Origin of the sequence: Pseudomonas sp. IPO3747, assembly GCF_013385245.1 — a bacterium.
Taxonomy (GTDB): Bacteria; Pseudomonadota; Gammaproteobacteria; order Pseudomonadales; family Pseudomonadaceae; genus Aquipseudomonas; species Aquipseudomonas edaphica.
In genome coordinates, this window is sequence record NZ_JACAQL010000002.1 from 115,501 (window position 1) to 140,945 (window position 25,445).

The 25,445-nt window shown below is 59.5% G+C and carries 20 protein-coding genes and 1 pseudogene; 8 read left to right on the forward strand and 13 right to left on the reverse strand.

What is annotated here, in order from left to right; all coding sequences use genetic code 11:
• The first annotated feature begins 182 nt into the window (after positions 1–182).
• The 5 genes from HX790_RS01725 (at position 183) to fabB (ending at position 7,129) form a co-directional block, all read left to right on the forward strand.
• A complete protein-coding gene (locus HX790_RS01725; protein WP_346343063.1) occupies positions 183–2,303 on the forward strand; it encodes a TonB-dependent receptor domain-containing protein in 2,121 nt (706 codons plus the stop codon).
• A gap of 1 nt (position 2,304) precedes the next feature.
• The gene (locus HX790_RS01730; protein WP_176991175.1) at positions 2,305–3,234 is read left to right on the forward strand and encodes an ABC transporter substrate-binding protein; all 930 of its coding nucleotides are present in this window, start codon (positions 2,305–2,307) and stop codon (positions 3,232–3,234) included.
• Positions 3,231–5,132, forward strand: coding sequence for an ATP-binding protein (locus HX790_RS01735; RefSeq protein WP_017134469.1), 1,902 nt, complete (start codon positions 3,231–3,233; stop codon positions 5,130–5,132). Before HX790_RS01730 ends, HX790_RS01735 begins: the two co-directional genes overlap by 4 nt.
• Before the next feature lie 249 nt (positions 5,133–5,381).
• Complete coding sequence (gene fabA / locus HX790_RS01740) at positions 5,382–5,897, forward strand: 3-hydroxyacyl-[acyl-carrier-protein] dehydratase FabA (RefSeq protein ID WP_003210552.1); 516 nt, start codon at positions 5,382–5,384, stop codon at positions 5,895–5,897.
• Positions 5,898–5,908: 11 nt separating this feature from the next.
• Positions 5,909–7,129: a beta-ketoacyl-ACP synthase I gene (gene fabB, locus HX790_RS01745; RefSeq protein WP_017134470.1), complete on the forward strand. Its 1,221-nt coding sequence runs from the start codon at positions 5,909–5,911 to the stop codon at positions 7,127–7,129.
• Between the two features lie 176 nt (positions 7,130–7,305).
• Here the strand turns inward: fabB and HX790_RS29775 are convergent, their stop codons facing one another.
• Entirely contained in the window at positions 7,306–8,169 is an 864-nt protein-coding gene (locus HX790_RS29775; protein WP_371318486.1) for a methyl-accepting chemotaxis protein, read from the reverse strand.
• Positions 8,161–8,931 (reverse strand): annotated as a pseudogene (locus tag HX790_RS29780) (MCP four helix bundle domain-containing protein); the annotation flags it as partial. The gene HX790_RS29775 and the pseudogene HX790_RS29780, both read right to left, overlap by 9 nt.
• Before the next feature lie 205 nt (positions 8,932–9,136).
• Between HX790_RS29780 and HX790_RS01755 the strand changes: the two are divergent.
• The gene (locus tag HX790_RS01755) at positions 9,137–9,553 is read left to right on the forward strand and encodes an OsmC family protein (RefSeq protein WP_099549021.1); all 417 of its coding nucleotides are present in this window, start codon (positions 9,137–9,139) and stop codon (positions 9,551–9,553) included.
• A 64-nt stretch (positions 9,554–9,617) separates the two neighbouring features.
• Positions 9,618–10,484: a pirin family protein gene (locus tag HX790_RS01760; protein WP_017134473.1), complete on the forward strand. Its 867-nt coding sequence runs from the start codon at positions 9,618–9,620 to the stop codon at positions 10,482–10,484.
• Between the two features lie 99 nt (positions 10,485–10,583).
• Here HX790_RS01760 and HX790_RS01765 read toward each other — a convergent pair whose 3' ends face one another.
• The 4 genes from HX790_RS01765 to HX790_RS01780 all read right to left on the reverse strand — a co-directional run bounded on the left by HX790_RS01765 (position 10,584) and on the right by HX790_RS01780 (position 14,298).
• On the reverse strand, positions 10,584–11,312 hold the full coding sequence (locus HX790_RS01765) for a dienelactone hydrolase family protein (RefSeq protein ID WP_017134474.1): 729 nt from the start codon (positions 11,310–11,312) through the stop codon (positions 10,584–10,586).
• A gap of 66 nt (positions 11,313–11,378) precedes the next feature.
• Positions 11,379–13,283, reverse strand: coding sequence for a molecular chaperone HtpG (gene htpG / locus HX790_RS01770; RefSeq protein ID WP_176991176.1), 1,905 nt, complete (start codon positions 13,281–13,283; stop codon positions 11,379–11,381).
• Positions 13,284–13,372: 89 nt separating this feature from the next.
• Positions 13,373–13,825 carry a PaaI family thioesterase gene (locus HX790_RS01775; RefSeq protein WP_017134476.1) on the reverse strand — a complete coding sequence of 151 codons (453 nt, stop codon included), beginning with the start codon at positions 13,823–13,825 and terminating at the stop codon, positions 13,373–13,375.
• On the reverse strand, positions 13,822–14,298 hold the full coding sequence (locus tag HX790_RS01780; RefSeq protein ID WP_017134477.1) for a PaaI family thioesterase: 477 nt from the start codon (positions 14,296–14,298) through the stop codon (positions 13,822–13,824). Before HX790_RS01780 ends, HX790_RS01775 begins: the two co-directional genes overlap by 4 nt.
• A 159-nt stretch (positions 14,299–14,457) precedes the next feature.
• On the opposite strand from HX790_RS01780, the gene HX790_RS01785 reads away from it, so the two are divergent.
• The gene (locus HX790_RS01785; RefSeq protein WP_017134478.1) at positions 14,458–14,715 is read left to right on the forward strand and encodes a hypothetical protein; all 258 of its coding nucleotides are present in this window, start codon (positions 14,458–14,460) and stop codon (positions 14,713–14,715) included.
• 96 nt (positions 14,716–14,811) lie between these two features.
• Here the strand turns inward: HX790_RS01785 and HX790_RS01790 are convergent, their stop codons facing one another.
• The 7 genes from HX790_RS01790 to HX790_RS01820 form a co-directional block, all read right to left on the reverse strand.
• Complete coding sequence (locus HX790_RS01790; protein ID WP_017134479.1) at positions 14,812–15,552, reverse strand: DUF599 domain-containing protein; 741 nt, start codon at positions 15,550–15,552, stop codon at positions 14,812–14,814.
• A gap of 233 nt (positions 15,553–15,785) precedes the next feature.
• On the reverse strand, positions 15,786–17,099 hold the full coding sequence (gene brnQ, locus HX790_RS01795) for a branched-chain amino acid transport system II carrier protein (protein WP_017134449.1): 1,314 nt from the start codon (positions 17,097–17,099) through the stop codon (positions 15,786–15,788).
• Between the two features lie 432 nt (positions 17,100–17,531).
• Complete coding sequence (gene sucD / locus HX790_RS01800) at positions 17,532–18,413, reverse strand: succinate--CoA ligase subunit alpha (protein ID WP_017134448.1); 882 nt, start codon at positions 18,411–18,413, stop codon at positions 17,532–17,534.
• On the reverse strand, positions 18,413–19,579 hold the full coding sequence (sucC, locus tag HX790_RS01805) for an ADP-forming succinate--CoA ligase subunit beta (protein ID WP_003210567.1): 1,167 nt from the start codon (positions 19,577–19,579) through the stop codon (positions 18,413–18,415). Before sucC ends, sucD begins: the two co-directional genes overlap by 1 nt.
• 204 nt (positions 19,580–19,783) lie before the next feature.
• A complete protein-coding gene (gene lpdA / locus HX790_RS01810) occupies positions 19,784–21,220 on the reverse strand; it encodes a dihydrolipoyl dehydrogenase (protein WP_017134447.1) in 1,437 nt (478 codons plus the stop codon).
• Between the two features lie 99 nt (positions 21,221–21,319).
• On the reverse strand, positions 21,320–22,537 hold the full coding sequence (gene odhB, locus HX790_RS01815; RefSeq protein WP_176991177.1) for a 2-oxoglutarate dehydrogenase complex dihydrolipoyllysine-residue succinyltransferase: 1,218 nt from the start codon (positions 22,535–22,537) through the stop codon (positions 21,320–21,322).
• A 44-nt stretch (positions 22,538–22,581) separates the two neighbouring features.
• Positions 22,582–25,413 (reverse strand): 2-oxoglutarate dehydrogenase E1 component, encoded by a 2,832-nt coding sequence (locus HX790_RS01820; RefSeq protein WP_017134445.1) that lies wholly within the window; start codon positions 25,411–25,413, stop codon positions 22,582–22,584.
• Positions 25,414–25,445 lie beyond the last annotated feature (32 nt).

The window sequence follows — 25,445 nt, forward strand, 5'->3', positions numbered from 1 at the left end:
TAATCCTTACATGGCGATGGCGGCATTATACGGGGCGACCCGCTTGCGGCCAGCCCCCGCGTCAATTCGTGCGCTTGTCGGAAAATGCCACACTTGTGTGAAGTAATTGCAAGTCCCACGACTGGCAAATGGCCCCACCTCAGTTAACATGGGCGGCTATCCGTAATTATCAAGGCTGCACCGTGTATCTGGGCCATCCTCCTCGCTCATCTCTGTTGCTGATGTTGCTGTGCAGCACACCTGCGCTGGCGGATGACCTGTTTCTCGACAGCCAGCCACTGCCGCAAGTGTTGACCGCCACACGCCTCAAGCAATCGGCCGCGGCCGTGCCCGGCAGCATGACGGTGATCGACAGCGAGCTGATCAAGGCCAGCGGCGCACGCGACATCGCCGAACTGCTGCGGCTGGTACCGGGGATGATGGTCGGCTACACCACCGGCAACCAGGCGGCGGTGAACTACCACGGCACCAGCGCCAGCGACGCGCGACGCATGCAGGTGTTGATCGACGGGCGCTCGGTGTACCGCGCGGGCCTGGCCACCGTGGACTGGAGCGACATCCCGGTGGCCATGGAAGATATCGAGCGCATCGAGGTGTTCCGTGGCCCCAACACCGTCAGCTATGGCGCCAACGCGCTGATGGCGGTGGTCAATATCCTCACGCGCTCACCGGCCAACAGCCACGGCTCGCGGATTAAAGTCATCCGTGGCCAACGCGGCATCAACGACTATTACGCCAGCCAGGGTGTGGGCTGGGAAACCGGTGACTTGCGCCTGTCCTTGTCCGGCCAGCAGGACGATGGCTTTGACAGTGATGCCGTCGGTGCCGACCGTCGTGACGGCCGCCGCCTCAACCGCTTCAGCCTGGCGGTGAGCCAGACCCTGAATGCGCAACAGAGTCTCGACTGGCAATTTGATGCTAAGGAAGGCACCAACCAGCGTCCTTATACCTACCTGCCGGTGTTCGCCGGGATTACCGAAGGCGGCACCAATTCCGATGCCGTCGCCAAGGACTATGCCGGGTCGTTGCGCTGGAACTTCGACTTCAACCCCGAACACAGCCTGTACATTCAAGGCTCGGCCCAGCAATGGGACCGCCAGCAGGTCTGGAAAGCCTGTGACGCCAAGGTCTCGTTCAGCCCGGAACTGACGCAGTTGTGGCAGTTGAACCCCAACTATGCCGAACGGTTGGCGCGGCACATGGACACCTACAGCCAGGGCGTTGCACCACCCGGCAGTGCCGCCGAACAAACGCTGGGCAACCAGGTGCTCGACCAGTGGCGCAACGGCGCTAACCAAAGCGTGTGCGGCGACATCGACCAAAGCACCCGCGAAAGCCGCTACGACCTGGAGATTCAGGACACCCTGAGCCTGTCCGATAGCCTGCGCCTGGTCAGCGGCATGAACTACCGTTACGACCGCGCCGACTCCGACACCTACTTCAACGGCACCCTAGACGACACCACCTGGCGCTTGTTCGGCCACCTGGAATGGCGCGCCAGCGAACACTGGCTGCTGCAAGGCGGCGCCATGTACGAAGACACCCACCTGAGCGGCAACTCGCTGACGCCACGGGTGGCGGTCAACTACCTGATCAACCCGCGCCACGGCTTGCGGGCGGTGTACTCCGAGGCGATTCGCTCGCCGGACATGTTCGAGAACAACGTCAACTGGAGCTACCGCGTCACCAATTTGAGCTCCCCGACCTACGGGCAGAACTCCGGGCAATATTTTGTGGTAACGCGAGGCCCCGGCAACCTCGATAAAGAGTTGATGCGTTCACGAGAGCTGGGCTACAACGGCTTCTTTGCCGATTTCGGGTTGAATGTCGACGTGAAACTGTTCTACGACGAAATCACCGAGATGATCAGCTCGCCGCTGCGCAACAACCAATACATTGCCAGCAACGCCAACAGCGCACGGTTCACCGGCGCCGAATCGCAGTTCGACTGGCGCATGAGCAATACCGACCGTCTGCGCCTGACCTATGCTTACGTCGACGCCGCTTCCAGCAACCCGCTGGACAAGGCGCAAACCGCGCGCAACAGCGGCTCGGCCGGTTGGCTGCGCGAGTGGGGCCACGGCTGGTCCAGTGCGCTGTTCTACTATGGCGACGATGCGCTCAACCAATATCGCTTCGAACGGGTCGACCTGCGGGTGGCCAAGCGCATTGCCCTGGGCAAAGCCAATGTGGAGCTGGCCGGCATGTTGCAACAACGCCTCGATAACCAGCCCACCACCTGGGCCGATAACAACTACGACAGTCGCCATGTCCTGTATTTCAGCGCGGAGCTGGAATTCTGACATGGGCGCTCAGTCACGGATGACCCCCTTCTTTATCTTTCGGCTCTGGCGCCGCGCCTTGCTGCTGGTGTGCCTGTTGCTGACCGCGCCGGCGTGGAGCGCCGATATCCTGTTGACCGCCGCCGAAGACGGTGCCGGCGTTCAGGCATTTACCCAGGCCCTCGCCCAGCAACGCCCCGAAGACCAGGTGAGCTTTGTCCCGCTCAAAGACTTGCCCGCGCCGAGCCAGTTGCCGCCCGGCACGCGCCTGATCCTGCTGGACCTGCCCGGCCTCGACTGGCGCCTGCAGGATGACCAGGGCCCGCCGACCCTGGTGTTGCGCATCAGCCGCTTACAGGCACGCCAGCGCCTGGGCACCACCCACCCGGCAAAAATCAGCCTGTTGTGGAGCGACCCGCCGCTGGCACGCCAACTCAAGCTGATCGCCAACATCCTGCCGCAGGCCCAACGCATCGGTGTGCTCTATGGCAGCGGCAGTGAGTTCCTGCTGCCGGAGTTGCGCGAGTATGCAGCGCCCATGGGCCTGGAAATCGTGGCGCAACGCTGGGACAACATTAACGACAGCCGCCCGTTGCAAAACCTGCTCAAAAACAGTGACGTGCTGCTCGGCCTCGACGACCCGCAGTTGTACAACCCGAAAACCGTGAAGAACCTGTTGCTCAGCAGCTACGCCCAGCAACTGCCGCTGGTGGGGCCCAACGCCGGGTTCGTCAAGGCCGGCAGCCTGGCCAGCACCTACAGCGACCAGGCCGACTGGCTGGCGGTGCTCGACCGGCTGCTGGATCATCCGCCAGCCAACTGGCCACGCAGCCTGTACCCGCAACACTTCAAAGTCGTGGGCAACCCGCAGGTCGCGCGCTCACTGGGGATCGAACAGGTGGACGAAACCGCCGTCGCCGCCCGCCTGGCCGAAGGAGAAAAACGCCCATGACCTTGCGCCGTCGTTGGGACATCAACACCCGCACCCAGCTCATCACCCTGGGCCCGGCGCTGTTGCTGACCTTGCTGTTGATCAGCTTCTTTACCTTCGTGCGTATCCAGGACCTGCGCCAGGAACTCGACCACACCGGCCAGTTGATCGCCAACCAACTGGCCCCGGCCACGGAGTACGGGGTGATTTCCGGCAACAACGATGTGCTCGAAAGCCTGCTGCGTGCCACGCTGGCCACCCCGCATGTGCGCTTCCTGGAGATTCAGGACAGCACTGAGAACATCCTGGTGTACGTCGAACAACCTTCGGAAAAACACGACCGTTCGCTGTCGGTGAAAGTGTTCCAGGCGCCCATCCGCTTACAGCATATCCAGCTGGGCAATGACTTTTTCCAGGACAACCTCAACGAACCCAAGGCGCCGCGTGCCGATTACCTGGGCCGGGTGATCGTCGGCATGTCCAACGACGCCTTCAGCCAGCGCCAGCAGGAGATTCTGTTCAAGGCCGGCATCCTCGCACTGTTCGCCCTGCTGTTTACCTTCCTGCTCGCGCGACGCCTGGCCGCGAGCCTGTCGCAGCCGATCAGCGCCATGGGCCACGCGGTAAAAGCCATCCAGCAAGGCGACTACAAGACACCGCTGCCGATTGTCGATGATTCGGAGCTGGGCGACTTGTCGCGGCACATCAACAACCTCGCCGAAGGCCTTAACCAGGCCAGCCGCGAACAGCACCAGGCCATGGCCCAGTTGATCCAGACCCGCGAAGAAGCCGAACGGGCCAACAACGCCAAGTCGGACTTCCTGGCGATGATGAGCCACGAGTTGCGCACGCCCATGAACGGCGTGCTGGGTATGCTGCAACTGCTGGAAACCACCGAGATGACCGAGGAGCAGACCGAGTACGCGGCGCTGGCCTCGGAGTCCACCGAGCACCTGCTTAAAGTCATCAACGACATCCTCGATTTCTCACGTATCGAACGCGCCGCGCTGGAGCTGGAACATATCGCCTTCAACCTGGCGGACCTGATCAACAGTTGCGCCCAGGCCTTCCAGCACAGCGCACAGCAACGTGGCCTGAGCCTGGAATTACCGATTCCGCTGGGCATGGACGCCTTGCGCGTGAGGGGTGACCCGACGCGTATCCGCCAAATCCTGGTGAACCTGATCGGTAACGCGCTCAAATTCACCGAGCACGGCAGCGTCACCGTCGAGCCCCATTGGCAAACTCTCGACCATGAACTGGTGTGGTTCACCTGCACGGTGCGCGACAGCGGCATCGGGATTTCCGCTGAACGCCTGGAGCTGATGTTCGATGCGTTCCAGCAGGCTGACAGTTCCATTTCCAGACGTTACGGCGGCACCGGCCTGGGCCTGCCTATTGCTCGCACGCTGGCCGAACGAATGGGCGGCACGTTGCGCGCGCAAAGCCAGGAAGGCCGTGGCTCGGTATTTACCCTGGAAATTCCACTGGCCATCGACCAGCACAGCTTGCCGGCGATCGCCCTGGACGCCGAGGGCAAGGCCAGCGCGGGTGATGGCCGCCATGTGTTGCTGGTGGAAGACAACCCGGTCAACCGCACCGTGGTCGAGGCCATGTTGCGCAGCCTGGGCTTTGAAGTGAGCCTGGCCACCGATGGCGCCGAGGCAATCCGCAGCGCCGAGAGCCTGATTTTTACCGCGATCCTGATGGATTGCCGCCTGCCGCTGATCGACGGCTACGAAGCCACCCGCCGGATTCGCCAACTGCCCGGCTGCGCCGACCTGCCGATTATCGCGTTGACGGCCAACGCCTTGCAGGGCGATCGCGAAGCCTGTCTGGCAGCCGGAATGAACGATTACCTGGCCAAGCCGTTCAAACGCACGGATTTGCAGCAAATACTGCAGCGCTGGGTGCAATAGCGCCGCGCCATCAACCAACTGCGACTGGCGCGAGAGACGAAAGTGCGGCAGTCTTAGGCACCCAAACGGGCCGATAAACAGGCTCGGTTTAAAATTTCAGTGAACAAGTGTACATTGAGTACCTTGACGCTGTGACTTTCACTACAACGCAATAGTCTATGTGTAGGCTGCCGGTATGAGGCATGAACGCTTCATTCGGTCCGGGAAGATTTACCCTGCCCTGCCGCATGGGATTATTGAGGAGCTCGCATGACCAAACAAAACGCCTTTACTCGGGAAGACCTGCTGCGCTGCAGTCGCGGTGAGCTGTTCGGCCCAGGTAACGCGCAACTGCCCGCCCCGAACATGCTGATGGTGGATCGCATCACCCATATCAGCGAAGAGGGTGGCAAGTACGGCAAAGGTGAATTGGTCGCCGAGCTGGATATCACCCCTGACCTGTGGTTCTTCGCCTGCCATTTCGAAGGCGACCCTGTGATGCCGGGCTGCCTGGGCCTTGATGCCATGTGGCAACTGGTCGGTTTCTACCTGGGCTGGCAAGGCCTGCCAGGTCGCGGCCGCGCCCTGGGTTCGGGCGAAGTGAAGTTCTTTGGCCAGGTCCTGCCGACTGCCAAGAAAGTCACCTACAACATTCAAATCAAGCGCGTCCTCAAGGGCAAGCTGAACCTCGCTATCGCCGACGGTTCGGTGACTGTCGACGGTCGCGAGATCTATACTGCCGAAGGCCTTCGGGTCGGCGTATTCACTTCCACTGACAACTTTTAAGGGTTATCCGCATGCGCCGCGTCGTTATCACTGGTCTGGGCATTGTTTCTTGCCTGGGCAATGACAAAGAGACCGTCACCGCTAACCTGCGTGCAAGTCGCCCTGGCATCCGCTTCAACCCGGAATATGCCGAAATGGGTCTGCGTAGCCAGGTTTCCGGCTCCATTGACCTGCCCCTCGAAGAACTGATTGATCGCAAGATCTATCGCTTCGTCGGCCACGCTGCCGCTTACGCTTACCTGGCCATGAAAGACGCCATTGCCGATTCCGGCCTGAGCGAAGACCAGGTTTCGAACGTACGCACCGGCCTGATCGCCGGCTCCGGCGGCGCATCGACCCTCAACCAGATGGAAGCGCTGGACATCCTGCGCGAAAAAGGCGTGAAGCGCGTTGGCCCGTACCGCGTAACGCGGACCATGGGCAGCACTGTTTCGGCCTGTCTGGCCACCCCGTTCCAGATCAAGGGTGTGAACTACTCGATCTCCTCTGCCTGCGCCACCAGTGCTCATTGCATCGGTACTGCGGTCGAGCAGATCCAGCTGGGCAAGCAGGACATCGTTTTCGCCGGCGGCGGCGAAGAAGAACATTGGAGCCAGTCGTTCCTGTTCGACGCCATGGGCGCGCTGTCCACCCAGTACAACGAAACCCCGGAAAAGGCCTCCCGCGCCTACGACGCCAAGCGTGACGGCTTCGTCATCGCCGGCGGTGGCGGCATGGTGGTGGTCGAGGAACTGGAACACGCTCTGGCCCGTGGTGCAAAAATCTACGCGGAAATCGTCGGCTACGGCGCTACTTCCGACGGCTACGACATGGTTGCGCCGAGCGGCGAAGGTGCCATTCGTTGCATGCAGATGGCCATGTCCACCGTGGACACCCCAATCGACTACCTGAACACCCACGGCACTTCGACTCCGGTCGGCGATGCCAAGGAAATGGAAGGCGTGCGTGCGGTATTCGGTGACAAGGCTCCGGCCATCAGCTCCACCAAGAGCCTGTCGGGTCACTCCCTGGGCGCCGCCGGCGTTCACGAAGCGATCTACTGCCTGCTGATGATGGAAGGCAACTTCATGGCCGGCTCGGCCAACATCGACGAGATCGACCCGGTCGTCGCCGATATGCCGATCCTGACCAAGACCGTTGAAAACGCAAAAATCGACACCGTGATGAGCAACAGCTTCGGCTTCGGTGGCACCAACGCCACCCTGGTACTGAAACGCTGGCAGGGCAAGTAAGCCCCGCAGGTTGATCACCTGGAAAAGCCCCGACTGGTTCGGGGCTTTTTTGTGGGCAATGGAATGAGACCGAGTCGCCTTCATCGCAGGCAAGCCAGCTCCCACATATGGCGGTGTTCGCCATTCAACATGTGGGAGCTGGCTTGCCTGCGATAGCGTCACCTCGGTCCCAAGCCCTACACCGAAAACCGCGCCACCATGGTATTCAGGTCCACCGCCAACCGCGACAACTCCTGGCTCGCCGCACTGGTCTGGTTAGCGCCCGTCGACGTCTGATGCGCCAGGTCGCGAATATTCATCAAATTGCGATCCACCTCCCGCGCCACCGCTGCCTGCTGCTCCGAGGCACTCGCAATCACCAGGTTGCGCTCGTTGATCAAGGTAAAGGCCGACGCAATCTCCTCCAACGCCGTGCCCGCCGACTTGGCGATATCCAACGTAGAGCGCGCCCGCGTATTGCTCTGCTGCATCGAACTGACAGCTTGATCGGTGCCTTGCTGAATCCCGCTTATCATCAATTCTATTTCCTGAGTCGACTGCTGCGTGCGATGGGCCAGTGCCCGCACTTCATCGGCCACCACCGCAAACCCACGCCCGGCATCGCCCGCGCGCGCCGCTTCGATCGCGGCATTCAGCGCCAGCAAGTTGGTCTGCTCGGCAATCGAGCGAATCACATCCAACACCTTGCTGATGCCATAGACCTTCTGCGCCAAGTCCTCAACCTGGGTCGCGTTGGATGTGACGTCATCGGCCAGCGCTTCAATCGACACCACTGTCTGATGCACCTGCTCGCGCCCACGCTGGGCAATGCGGTCAGACTCGCGGGACGCCTGTGACGTGGCCACCGCATTGCTCGCCACCTCCTCCACCGCCGCGGTCATCTGGTTGACCGCCGTGGCCGCCTGTTCAATTTCCTGGTTTTGCTGGTGCAAACCACGGGTCGCATCTTCAGTCACACAACTGAGTTCTTCAGAAGCCGAGGCCAATTGGTTCGAAGACTCGGCAATCCGTCGAATGGTGTCGCGCAGGTTCTCCTGCATGCCCTTGAGCGCCTGCTGCAAGCGCGCGGGCTCATCGTTGCCGGTTACGTTGATCTCACCAGTGAGGTCGCCGCCTGCCACGCCCTGGGCAACCTTCAGCGACTGCGCCAACGGCAGCACGATGCTGCGGGTCAGCCATACCGCCAGGCCAATGGTGATCAATGCTGTGAGCACTATCATGCCAACCACCCATGTGCGCGATTGGGTGAACACGCTCTGCGCGAGGTTCGCGGCCTGGTTGGCACTGGCCTTGTTCAAGGCGACCAGGTCGTGCAGGGTCGCGGCCATCTCATCGGCCAGTTGATTCATCTCCCCATTGACGATCCTGACCGCATCCTCCAGCTGGTTGGCCTTGGAAAACGCCATCACCTGCTCCTGACGTTGCAGGTATTGCTGCTCCTGGTTTTTGAAACGATCAAACAGTACACGCTCTTCGGGCAGTACGATCAACCCTTCGTAGAGCGTCTGCGCATGGTGCAGGCCGTTTTTCAGGTCGGTGAGCTTCTGTTCGTTCTGCGCCAGCGCCTGCGGGTCACGGTTGACCACCAAACGCAGGGTGAGGGCACGCACCCGCAACAGGTCCTGGCTCATCTCCCCCACCGCCATCACGCTGGGCAGCCAGTTGTTCTCCACCTGATCCGACTGCTGGCGCATATTGGCCATCTGCAGCAGGGCGAAGCCGCCCAGGGCAAACACCATCAATGCCAGCACGCCAAAGCCTAAGCCTGCGCGCGGGGCGATATTCAAACTACGGATACTCATGCCTGGATTCCTTCCGAATGCGCTGCATCCACCTGCAGCAGGTCTCCTGAAAGGTATCGGCCCTTTGTCGCGTTTGCGTAAGACGAAAACGCGATATCAACGCGCTTGGCAATCGCGCGGGCAGCCATTGGAAAAAACACGGAACACTGAAGTGCCAGCATGCTCTATAACTGCATGACCTTTTACTGCCCTCGTGAGGTTTGCCATGCCTGTTACCGTCAATACGCTTAACCACGACAACTTTCGCCACAGCGTGAACATCAACAACCACGAACTGTTCACCGACCTGCCCAAGAGCCTGGGCGGTGATGATTCGGCGCCCTCGCCCCACGATTATTTCGACGCCGCCCTGGCCTCGTGCAAGGCGCTGACCGTCAAGCTCTACGCGCAGAAAAAAGACATCCCGCTCACCGGCGTCACCGTGGAAGTTACCCACGACAGCTCAGAGGAGCAAAAAGGCAAGTACAAGCTCAACGTCAAGCTGACGCTCAAGGGCGTACTCAGCGATGAGCAGCGCGATGAACTGCATCGCGTCGCCGATAAGTGCCCGGTACACAAGCTGATGACCACTGCCGACGTCACCATCGAAACCAAACTGTCCGAAGGCGCTTTCAGCCAGTAGCCCCAACCTCCCGTCGAGCGGGTTATGCTCAGTAGCACCTAACCCGCTCAGACAGGGACGCCCCATGACCACCCTTACCGTGATCCGCCCGCGCGCCGAAGACGTCGAAGGCCAGCCGATCCTGCGACCGCTGCCGTCACGCGAATGCCGCAGCGTCGGGCCTTTTGTGTTTTTCGACCATATTTTGTCGACCCGCTATGCACCCGGCACCGGCATGAATATCCGCCAGCACCCGCATATCGGGCTGTCCACCCTCACCTACCTGTTCGAAGGCGCCCTGCAACACAAGGACAGCCTGGGCTCGGACCAGGTAGTGCAAGCCGGCGACGTCAGCTGGATGACCGCCGGCAGCGCAATTGCCCACGTCGAGCGCACGCCCGAAGCCCTCAAGGCCAGTGGTTTCAGCTTGCACGGCCTGCAGGTGTGGCTGGCCTCGCCCAAGGACCATGAAACCGGGCCGGGCCACTACAGCCATCACCCGGCGGCAAGCCTGCCGGTGAGCGATAACCTGGGCGTGCAGATTCGCCTGATCGCAGGCGCGGGTTTCTGCCTTAAATCGCCGGTGCCGGTGCTGTCGCCTACGCTATATGCCGAGGTGCAGATGCACACGGCCACGACGCTGCTGATCCCGGATGAGCATGAGGAGCGCGCGGTGTATGTGCTGGACGGCGAGGTGCAGTTGGACGGTGAGGCAGTGGAGGCGCATAGCCTGGTGGTATTGCCGAGCGGGCAGGAAATGACCTTGTTTGCCGAAAGCGATTGCCACGTGGTGGTGCTCGGCGGCGCGCCGCTGGATGGGCCACGCCGGATCAATTGGAATTTTGTCGCGAGCGATCCGGCGGTGATTGAACAGGCCAGGCAGCGCTGGGCGGCCGGGGATTGGCCGACGGTGCCGGGTGAATCTGAAAGGATTGAGTTGCCTGTCAGATAGCTATCTCAGGCAAGCCAGCTCCCACCTGTCGAATGTTTTCACAGTTCAAAGTGTGGGAGCTGGCTTGCCTGCGATGAGGCCGGAACAGGCGCTAAAGCTTTAGCCCTTGAACACTTCATCCAGCAAGTTATGCATCGACTGGAACGCACGCTTGGCCGTCTTCGCGTCGTACATCATCTTGCCCGGCACATTGGCGTGCGGGTCAGTAAAGGAATGCACCGCGCCGCCGTAGCTCAGCAACTGCCAATCCACACCGGCGGCGTTCATTTCTTGCTCAAACGCCGGCAGTTGCTCTTTCGGCACCAATGGGTCGGACGCGCCGTGCAGCACCAACACCGAACCCTTGACGTGCTTGGCACCTGCCGGGTTTTGTGTGTCGATCGTGCCGTGGAACGACACAGCAGCCTTCAACGGCGCACCGGTGCGTGCCAGCTCCAGCGAGCAGAAACCACCAAAGCAGAAACCGAAGGTCGCCAGCTTCGAGGTATCAACGGCCGCTTCGGTCTGGCTTTGCAGTTGCTCAAAGGCCGCCTGCATGCGCTTGAGCAGCGCCGGGTTATCGTTCTTCAACGGCATCATCGCAGCGCCGGCTTCATCGCCATTCGTCGGGCGCACGGTTTGCCCGTACAGGTCGGCGATCAGTACCACGTAGCCTTTGCTGGCCACGCTCTTGGCGATTTCCTCGGCACCCGCACTCACCCCCATCCAGTTCGGCGCCATCAGCAGGCCCGGCAGCGGGCCCTTGTGGCTGGCATCGAACGCCAGGCGGCTTTCATAAGACTGGCCATCAATCTGATAGACCACGGAACGTACAGTGACTTGGCTCATCATTTACTCCAGTTGAGGTGCGTTAGAACGAAAAAACCCGCCGAAGCGGGTTTTTCTACAACGGTGTTAAACCGACAGTTCAACCAACAGCTTGTTCAGCCGGCGCACATACGCGGCCGGATCTTTAAGGCTGTCACCGGCAGCCAGGGCTGCCTGGTCGAAGAGGATGTGCGTCAGGTCGCCAAAACGCTCTTCGCTCTGCTCGCCATCGAGTTTCTCGATCAGCGGGTGAGCCGGGTTGAATTCGAAGATCGGCTTGGAATCCGGCACTTTCTGCCCGCTGGCTTCGAGGATCTGACGCATCTGTATGCCCAGGTCCTGCTCACCGATGGCCAGAATCGCCGGAGAGTCGGTCAGACGGTGGGAAACCCGCACTTCGCTGACGGCATCGCCCAAGGCAGTCTTGATCCGCTCAACCAGGCCTTCTTTGGCCTTGGCGACCTCTTCGGCTTCCTTCTTCTCTTCCTCAGAGTCCAGGTTACCCAGGTCCAGGTCACCACGGGCCACGTCGACGAAGGTCTTGCCGTCGAACTCGCTGAGGTAGCTCATCAGCCACTCGTCGATACGGTCGGTCAACAGCAGCACTTCGATGCCTTTCTTGCGGAAGACTTCCAGGTGCGGGCTGTTCTTGACCTGGGCGTAGGTTTCGCCGGTCAGGTAGTAGATCTTGTCCTGACCTTCCTTGGCGCGTGCCAGGTACTCGGCCAACGACACGATCTGCTCGCCGTCGTCACCCTGAGTCGAGGCAAAACGCAGCAGGCCGGCGATTTTTTCCTTGTTGGCGAAATCTTCTGCCGGGCCTTCTTTCATGACCTGGCCGAAGTTTTTCCAGAAGCCCTTGTATTGCTCAGGCTCGTTCTTCGCCAGTTTTTCCAGCATGTCGAGCACGCGCTTGGTCAGCGCCGACTTCATGGAGTCGATGATCGGGTCTTTCTGCAGGATTTCCCGCGACACGTTCAGCGACAGGTCGTTGGAGTCGACCACACCTTTGATGAAGCGCAGATACAGCGGCAGGAACGATTCCGCCTGGTCCATCACGAACACGCGCTGCACGTACAGTTTCAGGCCTTTTGGCGCCTCACGCTGGTACAGATCGAATGGGGCACGGGCAGGTACATAAAGCAGCGAGCTGTATTCCAGCTTGCCTTCGACCTTGTTGTGGCTCCAGCTCAGCGGGTTCTCGTAGTCGTGAGCGATGTGCTTATAGAACTCCTGGTACTCCTCGTCTTTGACTTCGGTACGAGGGCGGGTCCACAAGGCGCTGGCACGGTTGACCACTTCCCATTCCTGGGCAGGTTTCTCTTCGCCCTCGACAGCCGCTTGTTCTTTCGGCAGTTCGATCGGCAAAGCGATGTGGTCGGAGTATTTCTTGATGATATTGCGCAGGCGGTAGCCGTCGGCGAATTCATCTTCAGCGGCTTTGAGGTGCAGCACGATACGCGTGCCACGGTCAGCCTTGTCGACAGTGGCGATTTCGAACTCGCCCTCACCTTTGGAGGCCCAGTGCACGCCTTCGCTAGCGTCAAGGCCGGCGCGGCGGCTGAATACTTCAACCTTGTCGGCGACGATGAAGGCCGAATAGAAGCCCACGCCGAACTGGCCGATCAGGTGCGAATCTTTCTTCTGGTCGCCCGACAGGTTCTTCATGAAGTCTGCGGTGCCGGATTTGGCGATGGTACCCAGATGGGTAATCGCGTCTTCGCGGCTCATGCCGATGCCGTTGTCTTCGAGGGTGACGGTCTTGGCGTCCTTGTCGAAGCTCACACGGATTTTCAGTTCGGCGCCACCTTCCAGCAACTCAGGCTTGGAGAGGGCTTCGAAACGTAATTTGTCGACAGCGTCAGAGGCGTTCGAGATCAATTCGCGAAGGAAGATTTCCTTGTTGGAATACAGCGAATGGATCATGAGGTGCAGCAGTTGCTTCACCTCGGTCTGGAAGCCCAGGGTTTCCTTTTGAGTTTCCACACTCATGGTCATCAAACTCCAATTGGATGGCAGTGGCCGCGCCCGAAAGGGTTGGCGGCGGGTTGTCATCAAAGTTGGGGGCTAAGACCAGGATTTCAAGGGCGCACCAATTCCTCAATTTTGAAATGTGCACGAGCGGTGGCAATCGGCTCAGCGGCGGTGCTTTGCCAGGCGGTGATCGCCACATTCGCCACCCGGCGGCCTTGGCGCCACACCTGGCATTTGGCGTAAGTGTCGCGAAACTGCCCGGCACGCAGGTAATCCAGAGAAAAATCGATGATTTTCGGCAAACCTGGCGCACCGGTAAATACCAGCAAATGTAACGCTGCCGACAGCTCCATAAAACCTGCGATCACGCCGCCGTGCAGCGCTGGCAATATCGGGTTACCAATATTGTCCTTGTTGGCCGGCAGGCGAAACAGCAGCTCATCCCCCAACCTTGAGCATTCGATGCCGATCAGCTTGGCGTAGGGCACCAGGTTGAGCAACGCCTCATAGTCGCCGCGCTCATGGGCCTGTTCGAGGCGGGTCTTGAATCGATGCGTCATGCCTGGTCTCCCTTGATCGAATTGCCGAGTCCTTGCGTGCCTTTGAGGCGCTTGCCCATGCGCATGAAGGTGCCCACCACATGGGCGATGGGTTGCTGAGGATCATCCTGGTAGGCAAAGCCACGGGTAAAGATCACGTCGGTGGTCACCCGGTAGCATTGTGCAAAGCCATACACCGGCTTGTGCGGCTCGGCGGGATGCATGTAGTCGACGCGCAAATCCAGGGTCGGGCACACCTCGAACTCCGGCAGCACGCACAGCGTGGCCATGCCGCAGGCGGTGTCCATCAGTGAGGTCAGCGCGCCGCCGTGAATCACGCCGGTCTGAGGGTCACCGACGATATGCGGGCCGTAAGGCAGGGCCAGCGTCATGCCCTCCTCGCTGGCGGCATGCACGATAATGCCCAGCACCTGGCAATGGCGCAGGGCCAAAACAAAGCGTGTGGCACGCTCTAACAAGGGATTTTCGGTCATGTGTGCAGACTCTTATTAGTGTGGGTTTGCGCAGTAGCCGGGACAGGACTAAAAGTTCCTTGGCAGCGGTGTTTTATATATCTTTGAAACAAAAGGAACTAATGCTGGCCGTCCAAGCTCGAAAGGCCAGTAGATATCTTCAATAAGGAGAAACACCCCATGCGCAAAACTTTAGCTATTTCCATGATGTTGGCCGCTGCCCTCGGTCTCGCTGCCTGCGATAAGAAATCCGAAGACAAAGCCCAAGATGCCGCCGCGCATTCTGAGCAAGCTCAGAAGGACATGGCGAAAGCACAGGATAAAGTGAACGACGCTGCGAAAGAAAACGCCGATGCTGCCAAAGCTCAGGCTGAATCGAACGAAGCCGCCGCGAAAGAAGCTGCACCTGCCGCACCTGCAGAACCTGCCAAGAACTAATAGCCTGGCATTTGCTGCAAAAAGAAAGCCCGCTTACATAGCGGGCTTTACTTTGCCTGCGATTTATAGAATTTGATTAACCCTGGGTGCCACTCATCAAGACACGGTTTCTTTAGCCGGCTCGGCTACCGGCATATCGGTCGGCGTATAAACCATCACCTGCAGTACGTCGGAATGAAACTCGCGGCGATACAGCACCAGTACCACACCGCTGCTCATCAACATGAACAACCAGGGGCTGACAAACCAGGCCAGCATGGTCATGCCGAAGTAATACGAGCGCAGGCCAAAGTTGAACTGGTTGGCCGCCATCGAAATCACCCGCGCCGCCCGCAGGGCAAATGCCTTGCGCTCCTGCTCCGACACCTGCCGCTCACCGATCATCGGCGCTGAGCCCACCAGCACGGCGGCAAAGTTGTATTGACGCATGCACCAGCTGAAGGTGAAGAACGCGTAGACGAACACCAGCGCCAGGCACAGCAGCTTGATTTCCGACATGCCCTGTGACGCCTGCTGCACCATGGGGATGTCCGCCAGCAACGATACCGCACGCTCGGACGCGCCCAGCACGGTGAGAATACCGGCGAGAATAATCAACGTGCTGGAGGCGAAGAACGAGGCATTGCGCTCCAGGTTGCCGATCACACTGGCGTCGGCAATCCGGTTATCGCGCAGCAGCATACGGCGCATCCAGTCTTCGCGATACAGGTGCAGCACGCTGGCCAGGCAGGCGGTGTCTCGGGCTTTCCAACTGGCATAGCGGGTGTAGCCACCCCAGCACAGGGCAAACCAGAAGGCGGCCAGCAGGTGGATTTGATTGGTTTCGATGAACGACATGCGGGGCCTTGTATACGATAATTAAAGACAAACACGGTTAAAAATGTGCGAGCTGGCTTGCCTGCGATGGCGGTGGATCAGGCGACACAGCAGTGACTGAACCGACGCCATCGCAGGCAAGCCAGCTCCCACATTGACCGAACTCCAACTTTAGAGCGTTGTGGTCTTGCAGGCATAAAAAATGCCCCGTATCGATTGATACGGGGCATTTCAGTACAGCGTGAAACCTTGAGTCAGGCGATGGCTTCGCTACGCTTGCCGAGCATCCGGTCAACCACTACCGCCACGCCGAGCGTCATCACCGACGGCACCAGCCAGGCCAAACCTTGCTCACTCAGCGGCAGGTGCGCCAACTGTGCAGGCATCCAATCGGCCAAGTCAGCGCCTTTAAGCGCGTCGATGCAACCAAAGATGAACGACACCAGCATCACCGGGCCAACAATACGGCCCTGCTCCTGCCAGAAGTCTTTGCAGAAGCTCAGGGCCACCAGCACGATGCACGGCGGGTAGATCGCGGTGAGTACCGGGATCGAGAAGGCAATCAGCTTGGTCAGGCCCAGGTTGGACACGAACAGCGAGAACAGCGCCAGGATCACCACCAGCGTCTTGTAGGACAGTGGCAGGACCTTGCTGAAGTACTCGGCGCAAGCACAGGTCAGGCCCACGGCAGTGACCAGGCACGCCAGGGAGATCAACACAGCGAGGAAGCCACTGCCCAGGGAGCCGAAGGTGTGTTGCACGTAGGCGTGCAACACTGCCGCGCCATTGCTGGCACCGGCCGCCACCGCGTGGCTGCCCGAACCCAGGCGGAACAGGCTGATGTACACCAGCGCCAGGCCCACGCCGGCAATCAGCCCGGCGATGATCGCATAGCGAGTGATCAGCTTTGGCGACTCAACACCACGGGAACGAATCGCGTTGACGATGACGATACCGAACACCAGCGCGCCGAGGGTATCCATGGTCAAGTAGCCATTGATAAAGCCCTGGGAGAACGGTGCAGCGACGTATTCCGGGGTGGCAACACCGACATCACCGGCCGGCAAGGCAAACGCAGCGATGCCCAGCACGGCCAGGGCGATGATCTTCAACGGTGCGAGAAAACGCCCTACCGTGTCCAGCAGACGCCCCGGGTACAGGGAAATGAAGAACACCAGCAGGAAGTACACCGAGCTGTAGAGGAACAGCGCCAGCGGGCTTTCGCCGGTCAGCGGCGCCAGGCCCACTTCAAACGAAACGGTCGCGGTGCGCGGGGTGGCGAACAGCGGGCCTACCGCCAGGTACGCCGCCGCCGCCAGCAGGCCACCGGCGATCTTGCCGATCGGGCTGCTCAATGCGTCCATGCCGCCGCCGACCTTGGCCAGCGCGATCACGGTGACCACCGGCAAGCCAACTGCGGTGATCAGGAAGCCCAGCGCTGCCATCCAGACGTGAGGCCCGGACTGCAAACCAACGATAGGCGGGAAGATGATGTTGCCGGCGCCCACGAATAGGGCAAAAGTCATAAAGCCTAACGCCAGGATGTCCTGGCTTTTCAACACTTTCATTTCAGGAAATACCACACTACTGAATCGGAATTTAGAGAGGGATTCCCTGTGGATGAGGGAACTGCTGCCGGCCCTGATGGGGACCGACCGGTCTAGCGCGCGGCTTCCTTTTGGGAGGCGGACGCATAAAGAGGCGGCTAGAGTACAGAAATAAGCCGACAAACGCACTGTTGCGGGGCGGACTGTCCGATAAGCGACATCCAAATGTCGCGTTTTCATACTTAACCTGGCAATACATTCCACTGTGGGAGCTGGCTTGCCTGCGATAGCGATCTGTCTGTGCCAAATGTGTTGGCTGACACACTGCTATCGCAGGCAAGCCAGCTCCCACATTTGACCGAGTAAATCTGCCAAAAAATGGGCAAATCCAGAATGCACAAAGGCCACCCGAAGGTGGCCTTTGTGTGGTGAAGCGTCAGCTAAGCGGGAGGCTTACTTGACAGCCCAACCGGTCAGCTCGGACAAAGCCTTGCCGATATCTGCCAGCGAACGCACGGTTTTAACGCCTGCGTCTTCCAGGGCAGCAAACTTCTCGTCTGCTGTGCCCTTGCCGCCAGAGATGATTGCGCCAGCATGGCCCATGCGCTTGCCTGCAGGGGCAGTCACACCAGCGATGTAGGAAACAACCGGCTTGGTCACGTGTGCCTTGATGTAGGCAGCCGCTTCTTCTTCAGCCGAACCGCCGATCTCACCGATCATCACGATCGCTTCGGTCTTCGGGTCTTCCTGGAACAGTTTCAGGATGTCGATGAAGTTCGAACCTGGGATCGGGTCACCGCCGATGCCGACACAAGTCGACTGACCGAAACCGGCGTCAGTAGTCTGCTTGACAGCTTCGTAGGTCAGGGTGCCGGAACGCGAAACGATACCGACTTTGCCTGGCAAGTGAATGTGACCTGGCATGATGCCGATCTTGCATTCGCCTGGGGTGATCACGCCTGGGCAGTTAGGGCCGATCAGGGTAACACCCAGCTCGTCGCACTTAACTTTAGCGTCCAGCATGTCCAGGGTAGGAATGCCTTCGGTGATGCAAACGATCAGCTTGATGCCGCCGAAGGCTGCTTCCAGGATCGAGTCTTTGCAGAAAGGAGCTGGAACGTAGATAACGCTGGCGGTGGCGCCAGTTTTTTCTACAGCATCTTTCACGGTGTTGAACACTGGCAGGCCCAGGTGCTCGGTACCGCCTTTACCAGGAGTAACACCACCAACCATCTTGGTGCCGTATTCGATGGCTTGCTGGGTGTGGAAACTACCTTGCGAACCGGTAATACCCTGGCAGATAACTTTGGTGTCTTTATTGATCAGGACGCTCATTATTTGCCCTCCGCAGCTTTGACAACTTGTTGAGCAGCGTCGGTCAGGCTGGTAGCCGCGATGATGTTCAAACCGCTTTCTGCCAGTACTTTAGCGCCCAGTTCAGCGTTGTTACCTTCAAGGCGAACAACAACCGGGATTTTAACGCCAACTTCTTTCACTGCACCGATGATGCCTTCGGCAATCATGTCGCAACGAACGATGCCGCCGAAGATGTTGACCAATACTGCTGCGACGTTGGAGTCGGACAGGATGATCTTGAACGCTTCGGTAACGCGTTCTTTGGTAGCACCGCCGCCCACGTCGAGGAAGTTGGCTGGTTTGCCGCCATGCAGGTTGACGATGTCCATGGTACCCATGGCCAGGCCAGCACCGTTGACCATGCAACCGATGTTACCTTCCAGGGCTACGTAGTTCAGTTCGAACTTGGCAGCGTGCGCTTCGCGCGGATCGTCTTGCGACGGATCGTGGAAAGTCTTCAGCTTAGGCTGACGGTACATGGCGTTGGCGTCGATGTTGATCTTGGCGTCGAGGCAGTGCAGATCGCCGTCAGCCTTGATCACCAGCGGGTTCACTTCCAGCAGGGCCAGATCGTGATCCTGGAACAGTTTGGCCAGACCTACGAAGATCTTGGCGAACTGGGCAACTTGCTTGCCTTCCAGGCCCAGCTGGAAAGCCAGCTCGCGACCCTGGAATGGCTGAGCGCCAACCAGTGGATCGATAGTGGCTTTCAGAATTTTTTCTGGGGTTTCTTCGGCGATCTTCTCAATGTCCACGCCACCTTCGGTGGAAGCCATGAACACGATGCGACGGCTCGAACGGTCAACGACAGCGCCCAGGTACAGCTCTTTAGCGATATCAGTGCACGATTCAACCAGGATCTTGGTGACTGGTTGGCCATTGGCATCAGTCTGGTAAGTCACCAGACGCTTGCCCAGCCACTGCTGTGCGAAGGCCTTGGCGTCTTCTTTGCTGCGAACCAGCTTGACGCCGCCCGCTTTACCGCGACCACCGGCGTGGACCTGGGCTTTGACAACCCATTCGGTACCACCGATTTTGTCGCAAGCTTCTGCTGCTGCTTCCGGGGTGTCCACTGCGTAACCCTTGGATACTGGCAGGCCGTATTCAGCGAACAGCTGCTTACCCTGATACTCGTGAAGATTCATGCTTTTTACCGTCTTCGTTAGGTACTGCGCATTCGGCGCTGCGCTCATTATGAGTGCCGCACCACCTGTGACTGCTGCTTGCACAATTTGCGAGGCTTAAGACCCGTAAAACTGTGCAAGGCTGCGTCCAGCGGATATTCCGCGGTGAGTCTTGCGCGCAAGGCTCACGACGGGCAACTCCGCCGTGGTTTCTTATTATCTCGCTTAGCGCTTCTTGCGGTTGGCGATGTGGATGGCGCCGCCATTCACTGCCAACGCTGCTTCGTGCAACGCTTCGGACAGGGTCGGATGGGAGAAGACCATCATGCCCAGGTCTTCGGCACTGGTGCCGAATTCCATACCGATCGCGCCCTGCTGAACCAGTTCTGCAGCGCTTGGGCCAATCACGTGGACGCCCAATACGCGGTCAGTCTTGGCATCAGCGATGACTTTGACAAAACCACCGGTGTCGTTAGCTGCCATGGCACGGCCAGAAGCGGCAAACGGGAAGGTGCCGACGTTAACTTCAACGCCTTCAGCTTTCAACTGCTGTTCGTTCTTGCCGACCCATGCAATTTCCGGGTGGGTGTAGATAACCGATGGGATCAGGTCGTAGTTCATCTGGGTTTTATGACCCTTGATGCGCTCGACAACCATGATGCCTTCTTCGGAAGCCTTGTGCGCCAGCATCATGCCGCGAACCACGTCGCCGATGGCATACACGCCTGGCACGGTAGTAGCGCAATGATCGTCAACGTGGATGAAACCACGCTCGTCGATGTTCACGCCGCTATCGGAAGCCAGCAGGTCGGTGGTCACTGGACGGCGACCCACGGCTACGATCAGCTTATCGAAGGTGATGGTCTGCTCGCCTTCTTTATCGGTGTAGGTCACAACGACTTCTTCGCCGTTGACCTTGGAACCGGTAACACGGGCGCCCAGCTTGATATCCAGACCTTGCTTGGTCAGGGTTTTCAGCGCTTCTTTGGACACTGCAGTGTCGGCAGCCAGCAGGAACGTGTCCAGGGCTTCCAGCACAGTCACTTCAGAACCCAGGCGCGACCATACCGAACCCAGTTCCAGGCCGATTACGCCAGCGCCGATCACGCCCAGACGCTTGGGAACCGCTTGGAATTCCAGGGCGCCGGTCGAATCAACGATCACGTTCTGGTCAACAGGAGCAGGCGGAATGTCGATTGGACGCGAACCTGGTGCCAGGATCACGTTTTCGGCTTCGATGACTTCAACCGAGCCGTCCGGCTTGGTGATTTCAACTTTCTTGCCGGCCAGCAGCTTGCCGTGGCCTTGCAGGGAAGTCACGCCGTTGGCCTTGAACAAGGTGGCAACGCCGGAAGTCAGGCCTTTAACGATGTTGGCTTTACGGCCGACCATTGCTGGCACGTCCATGGTCACGCCAGCATGGTTGATGCCGTGGATCGCGAAACCGTCTTGGGCTTCGTGGAATTTCCAGGAGCTGTCCAGCAGCGCCTTGGAAGGAATGCAACCAACGTTCAGGCAAGTACCGCCCAGCGCCAGTTTGCCTTCCTTGTCGGTGTATTTTTCAATGCAAGCAGTCGAGAGGCCCAGTTGTGCGGCCTTGATGGCGGCAACGTAGCCGCCAGGACCTGCACCAATCACTACAACGTCAAATTTCTGTGTCATGAAAATAGATCCTCTATTCAGCGACAAGCTTCAAGCGACAAGCTGCAAGCCAAGCTGCTTTTTCCTACAGCTTGTAGCTCGCAACTTGCAGCTGCGTCTTTAGATGTCCAGCAGCAGACGAGCCGGGTCTTCCAGCAGGTTCTTGATGGTTACCAGGAAAGTCACGGCTTCTTTACCATCGATCAGGCGGTGATCGTACGACAGCGCCAGGTACATCATCGGGCGGATCACGACTTGGCCGTTGATGGCCATCGGACGCTGGATGATGTTGTGCATGCCCAGGATCGCAGCTTGCGGCGGGTTGACGATCGGGGTCGACATCATCGAACCGAAGGTACCACCGTTGGTGATGGTGAAGGTACCGCCGGTCATCTCGTCGATGGTCAGCTTGCCGTCACGGGCTTTCTTGCCGAAGCCGGCGATGCCGCCTTCGATTTCAGCCAGGCTCATCAGCTCGGCGTTACGCAGGACCGGTACTACCAGGCCACGGTCGCTGGACACGGCAACGCCGACGTCTGCATAGCCGTGGTAAACGATGTCGCTGCCGTCGATGGAAGCGTTGACTGCCGGGAAGCGTTTCAGCGCTTCGGTGGCCGCTTTCACGAAGAACGACATGAAGCCCAGGCGCACGCCATTGTGGGACTTCTCAAACAGATCCTTGTACTTCGAACGCAGGGCCATGACTTCAGTCATGTCGACTTCGTTGAAGGTGGTCAGCATCGCCATGTTCGACTGCGCTTCAACCAGACGCTTGGCCACGGTGGCACGCACGCGGGTCATCGGTACGCGCTTCTCGGTGCGGTCGCCAGCAGCGAACACAGGCGCAGCGGCAGCAGGTGCTGCAGCCTTGGCCGGTGCAGCAGCCGGAGCGTTTTTCTTGGCTTCGACAGCAGCAACCACGTCTTCCTTGGTTACGCGGCCGTCTTTGCCGGTGCCCTTGAGGGACGCCAGGTTGATGCCGTTTTCTTCAGCCAGCTGACGCGCAGCCGGTGCGGCGATCGGGTCTTCACCACCTGCAGCCGGAGCGGCAGCGGCAGGTGCGGCAGCTGGAGCAGCAGCGGCAGCCGGAGCAGCAGCGCCGCCCGCTTCGATCGAGCCCAGGATCTGGTTCGACAGGACGGTAGCGCCCTCTTCAGCCACGATCGCGCCCAGCACGCCGTCAGCTTCGGCCAACACTTCCAGAACGACTTTGTCGGTCTCGATGTCGACGATCAGGTCGTCACGCTTTACAGCGTCGCCTGGTTTCTTGTGCCAGGTGGCAACGGTGCCATCGGCAACCGATTCCGGGAATGACGGGGCTTTGATTTCGATAGCCATTATCTGTGGGTCCTTAAAATTCGGTTTCAGTCAGCGCGAAGGCGTTAAACAGTGAAAGCATCTTGCAGCAGTTTTTCCTGCTGCTCGGCGTGCATCGACGCATAACCACACGCAGGTGCAGCAGAAGCATCACGACCGGCGTACTCCAGGCCCAGGCCTGTTTTGTGGTTACCGATACTGCGACGCAAATGATGCTGGCTGCTGTACCACGCGCCCTGGTTCATCGGTTCTTCCTGGCACCACACCGCGTGGGTGAGGTTGGTGTAAGGCGCGATGGCCTCCATCAGGTCGTCTTCCGGGAACGGGTAAAGCTGCTCGATACGCACGATGGCGATGTCTTCGCGGCCTTCGGCACGGCGTTTTTCCAGCAAGTCGTAGTAAACCTTGCCGCTGCACAGGACCAGGCGAGTGACCTTGGCAGCGTCCAGGGTGTCGATTTCTGGAATCACGGTCTGGAACGAACCGTCGGCCAGATCTTCCAGGGTCGAGATGGCCAATTTGTGACGCAACAGCGATTTCGGGGTCAGCACTACCAGCGGCTTGCGCAGCGGGCGGATCACCTGACGACGCAGCAAGTGGTAGATCTGGGCCGGGGTAGTCGGCACGCACACCTGGATGTTGTGCTCGGCGCACAGCTGCAGGTAACGCTCCAGACGGGCCGAGGAGTGCTCCGGACCCTGACCTTCATAACCGTGTGGCAGCAACATGGTCAGACCGCACAGACGGCCCCACTTGTGCTCACCGCTGGTGATGAACTGGTCGATAACCACCTGGGCACCGTTGGCGAAGTCGCCGAACTGGGCTTCCCAGATCACCAGCGCATTTGGCGTGGTGGTGGAGTAGCCGTATTCGAACGCCAGTACGGCTTCTTCGGACAGGAACGAGTCGTACAGGTCGAAACGTGGCTGGCCTTCGTACAGGTGTTGCAGCGGTACGTAGGTGGTCGCGTCTTTCTGGTTGTGCAGTACCGCGTGACGGTGCGAGAACGTACCACGGCCGATGTCCTGGCCGGTCATGCGGATCGGGTGACCTTCGAACGCCAGGGTCGCGTACGCCATGGTTTCGGCGTAACCCCAGTTGATCGGCAGGCCGCCGGCTTGCATCTTCTGACGGTCTTCGTAGATCTTCGCAACCTGGCGCTGCACCACGAAGCCATCTGGAATTTCCAGCAGCTTGGCGGACAGTTCCTGCAGGGTCTTGAGGTCGAACGAGGTGTCGTGACGCGCCGTCCAGGCGTGGCCCAGGTACGGGCGCCAGTCCACGAACAGCTCTTTGTTCGGTTCTTTAACCAGGCTTTTCACTACATGCAGGCCGTTGTCCAGCGCGTTGCGGTATTCGTCGACTTTCGCCTGAACACGCGCATCGTCAACCACGCCGGCCGTAATCAGGCTGTCGGCGTACAGTTCACGGGTGGTGCGCTGCTTGGTGATCTGCTGGTACATCAACGGCTGGGTGCCGCTCGGCTCATCCGCTTCGTTGTGACCGCGACGGCGGTAGCAAACCAGGTCGATGACCACGTCACGCTTGAACTGCATGCGGTAGTCGATGGCGAGCTGGGTCACGAACAACACGGCTTCCGGATCATCACCATTCACATGGAGGATCGGCGCCTGGATCATCTTGGCAACGTCGGTCGCGTACTCGGTAGAGCGCGCGTCCAGCGGGTTGCTGATGGTGAAACCGACTTGGTTGTTGATGACGATGTGAACCGTACCGCCGGTCTTGAAGCCGCGAGTCTGCGACATCTGGAACGTTTCCAGGACCACGCCTTGACCGGCGAACGCCGCGTCACCGTGGATGGAAATCGGCAGGACTTTCTCACCGGTGGAATCGTTACGACGATCCTGGCGAGCACGCACCGAACCCTCGACCACCGGAGAAACGATTTCCAGGTGGGACGGGTTGAAGGCCATGGCCAGGTGAACTTCACCGCCGGTAGTCATTACGTTGGACGAGAAGCCCTGGTGATACTTGACGTCACCGGAACCCAGTTCGACCTTCTTCTTGCCTTCGAACTCGTCGAACAGTTCACGCGGGTTCTTGCCGAAGGTGTTGACCAACACGTTCAGGCGACCACGGTGAGCCATGCCGATCACGATTTCCTTGGTGCCGTAGGAACCGGAACGCTGGATCAACTCGTCGAGCATTGGAATCAGGCTTTCGCCGCCTTCCAGGCCGAAACGCTTGGTGCCCGGGTATTTGGTACCCAGGTATTTCTCGAGACCTTCGGCCGCGGTCACGCGCTCCAGCAAGTGGCTGCGCACGTCGGCGGACAAAACCGGACGGCCACGCACACCTTCCAGGCGATGCTGGAACCAGTGGCGCTGCTCGGAATCGGTGATGTGCGTAAACTCAGCGCCGATGGTGCGGCAATATGTCTGCTGCAACGCTTCGTGAATTTCGCGTAGGCTCGCTTCCTCTTTGCCGATGAACAGGTCGCCGGCACGGAAGGTCGTATCAAGATCGGCATTGGTCAAGCCGTAATGATTGATCGACAGGTCAGCAGGTGCAGGACGCTTCCAGAGCCCCAGCGGGTCAAGCTGGGCCGCCTGGTGGCCACGCATCCGGTAAGCCTGGATCAGTCGCAATACTTCAACTTGCTTCTTCTCATGCTCGCTGCTCACGCTACCGGCGGAAACCGGTTGGGCGCGGCGCTGGTTCTTTGCCAGCAGCACAAATTGATCGCGAATTGTTGCGTGCGATACATCGGTGGCAGCGTTGCCGTCTGAAGACAACGTCTGAAATTTGGTGCGCCATTCTTCTGGCACAGCGTTAGGGTCGTGCAGGTAGAGCTCATAAAGCTCTTCCACATAGGCAGCGTTACCACCTGAAAGATAGCCGCTGTTCCACATGCGCTGCATCACGCTTTCTTGCATGCTTGGTCACCCTCGATTTGGGGACACCACCG

Bases quoted from the DNA above. Each gene is read 5' to 3' on its own strand.
- HX790_RS01760 (WP_017134473.1), top strand. From the start codon at position 9,618: ATGACCACCCTTACCGTGATCCGCCCGCGCGCCGAAGACGTCGAAGGC.
- sucD (WP_017134448.1), bottom strand. From the start codon at position 18,413: ATGAGCGTCCTGATCAATAAAGACACCAAAGTTATCTGCCAGGGTATT.
- odhB (WP_176991177.1), bottom strand. From the start codon at position 22,537: ATGGCTATCGAAATCAAAGCCCCGTCATTCCCGGAATCGGTTGCCGAT.
- HX790_RS01820 (WP_017134445.1), bottom strand. From the start codon at position 25,413: ATGCAAGAAAGCGTGATGCAGCGCATGTGGAACAGCGGCTATCTTTCA.
- HX790_RS01735 (WP_017134469.1), top strand. From the start codon at position 3,231: ATGACCTTGCGCCGTCGTTGGGACATCAACACCCGCACCCAGCTCATC.
- brnQ (WP_017134449.1), bottom strand. From the start codon at position 17,099: ATGAAAGTGTTGAAAAGCCAGGACATCCTGGCGTTAGGCTTTATGACT.
- HX790_RS01765 (WP_017134474.1), bottom strand. From the start codon at position 11,312: ATGAGCCAAGTCACTGTACGTTCCGTGGTCTATCAGATTGATGGCCAG.
- fabA (WP_003210552.1), top strand. From the start codon at position 5,382: ATGACCAAACAAAACGCCTTTACTCGGGAAGACCTGCTGCGCTGCAGT.
- fabB (WP_017134470.1), top strand. From the start codon at position 5,909: ATGCGCCGCGTCGTTATCACTGGTCTGGGCATTGTTTCTTGCCTGGGC.
- HX790_RS01755 (WP_099549021.1), top strand. From the start codon at position 9,137: ATGCCTGTTACCGTCAATACGCTTAACCACGACAACTTTCGCCACAGC.
- HX790_RS01780 (WP_017134477.1), bottom strand. From the start codon at position 14,298: ATGACCGAAAATCCCTTGTTAGAGCGTGCCACACGCTTTGTTTTGGCC.
- HX790_RS01790 (WP_017134479.1), bottom strand. From the start codon at position 15,552: ATGTCGTTCATCGAAACCAATCAAATCCACCTGCTGGCCGCCTTCTGG.
- HX790_RS01775 (WP_017134476.1), bottom strand. From the start codon at position 13,825: ATGACGCATCGATTCAAGACCCGCCTCGAACAGGCCCATGAGCGCGGC.
- HX790_RS29775 (WP_371318486.1), bottom strand. From the start codon at position 8,169: ATGCAGGAGAACCTGCGCGACACCATTCGACGGATTGCCGAGTCTTCG.
- sucC (WP_003210567.1), bottom strand. From the start codon at position 19,579: ATGAATCTTCACGAGTATCAGGGTAAGCAGCTGTTCGCTGAATACGGC.
- htpG (WP_176991176.1), bottom strand. From the start codon at position 13,283: ATGAGTGTGGAAACTCAAAAGGAAACCCTGGGCTTCCAGACCGAGGTG.
- HX790_RS01730 (WP_176991175.1), top strand. From the start codon at position 2,305: ATGGGCGCTCAGTCACGGATGACCCCCTTCTTTATCTTTCGGCTCTGG.
- lpdA (WP_017134447.1), bottom strand. From the start codon at position 21,220: ATGACACAGAAATTTGACGTTGTAGTGATTGGTGCAGGTCCTGGCGGC.
- HX790_RS01785 (WP_017134478.1), top strand. From the start codon at position 14,458: ATGCGCAAAACTTTAGCTATTTCCATGATGTTGGCCGCTGCCCTCGGT.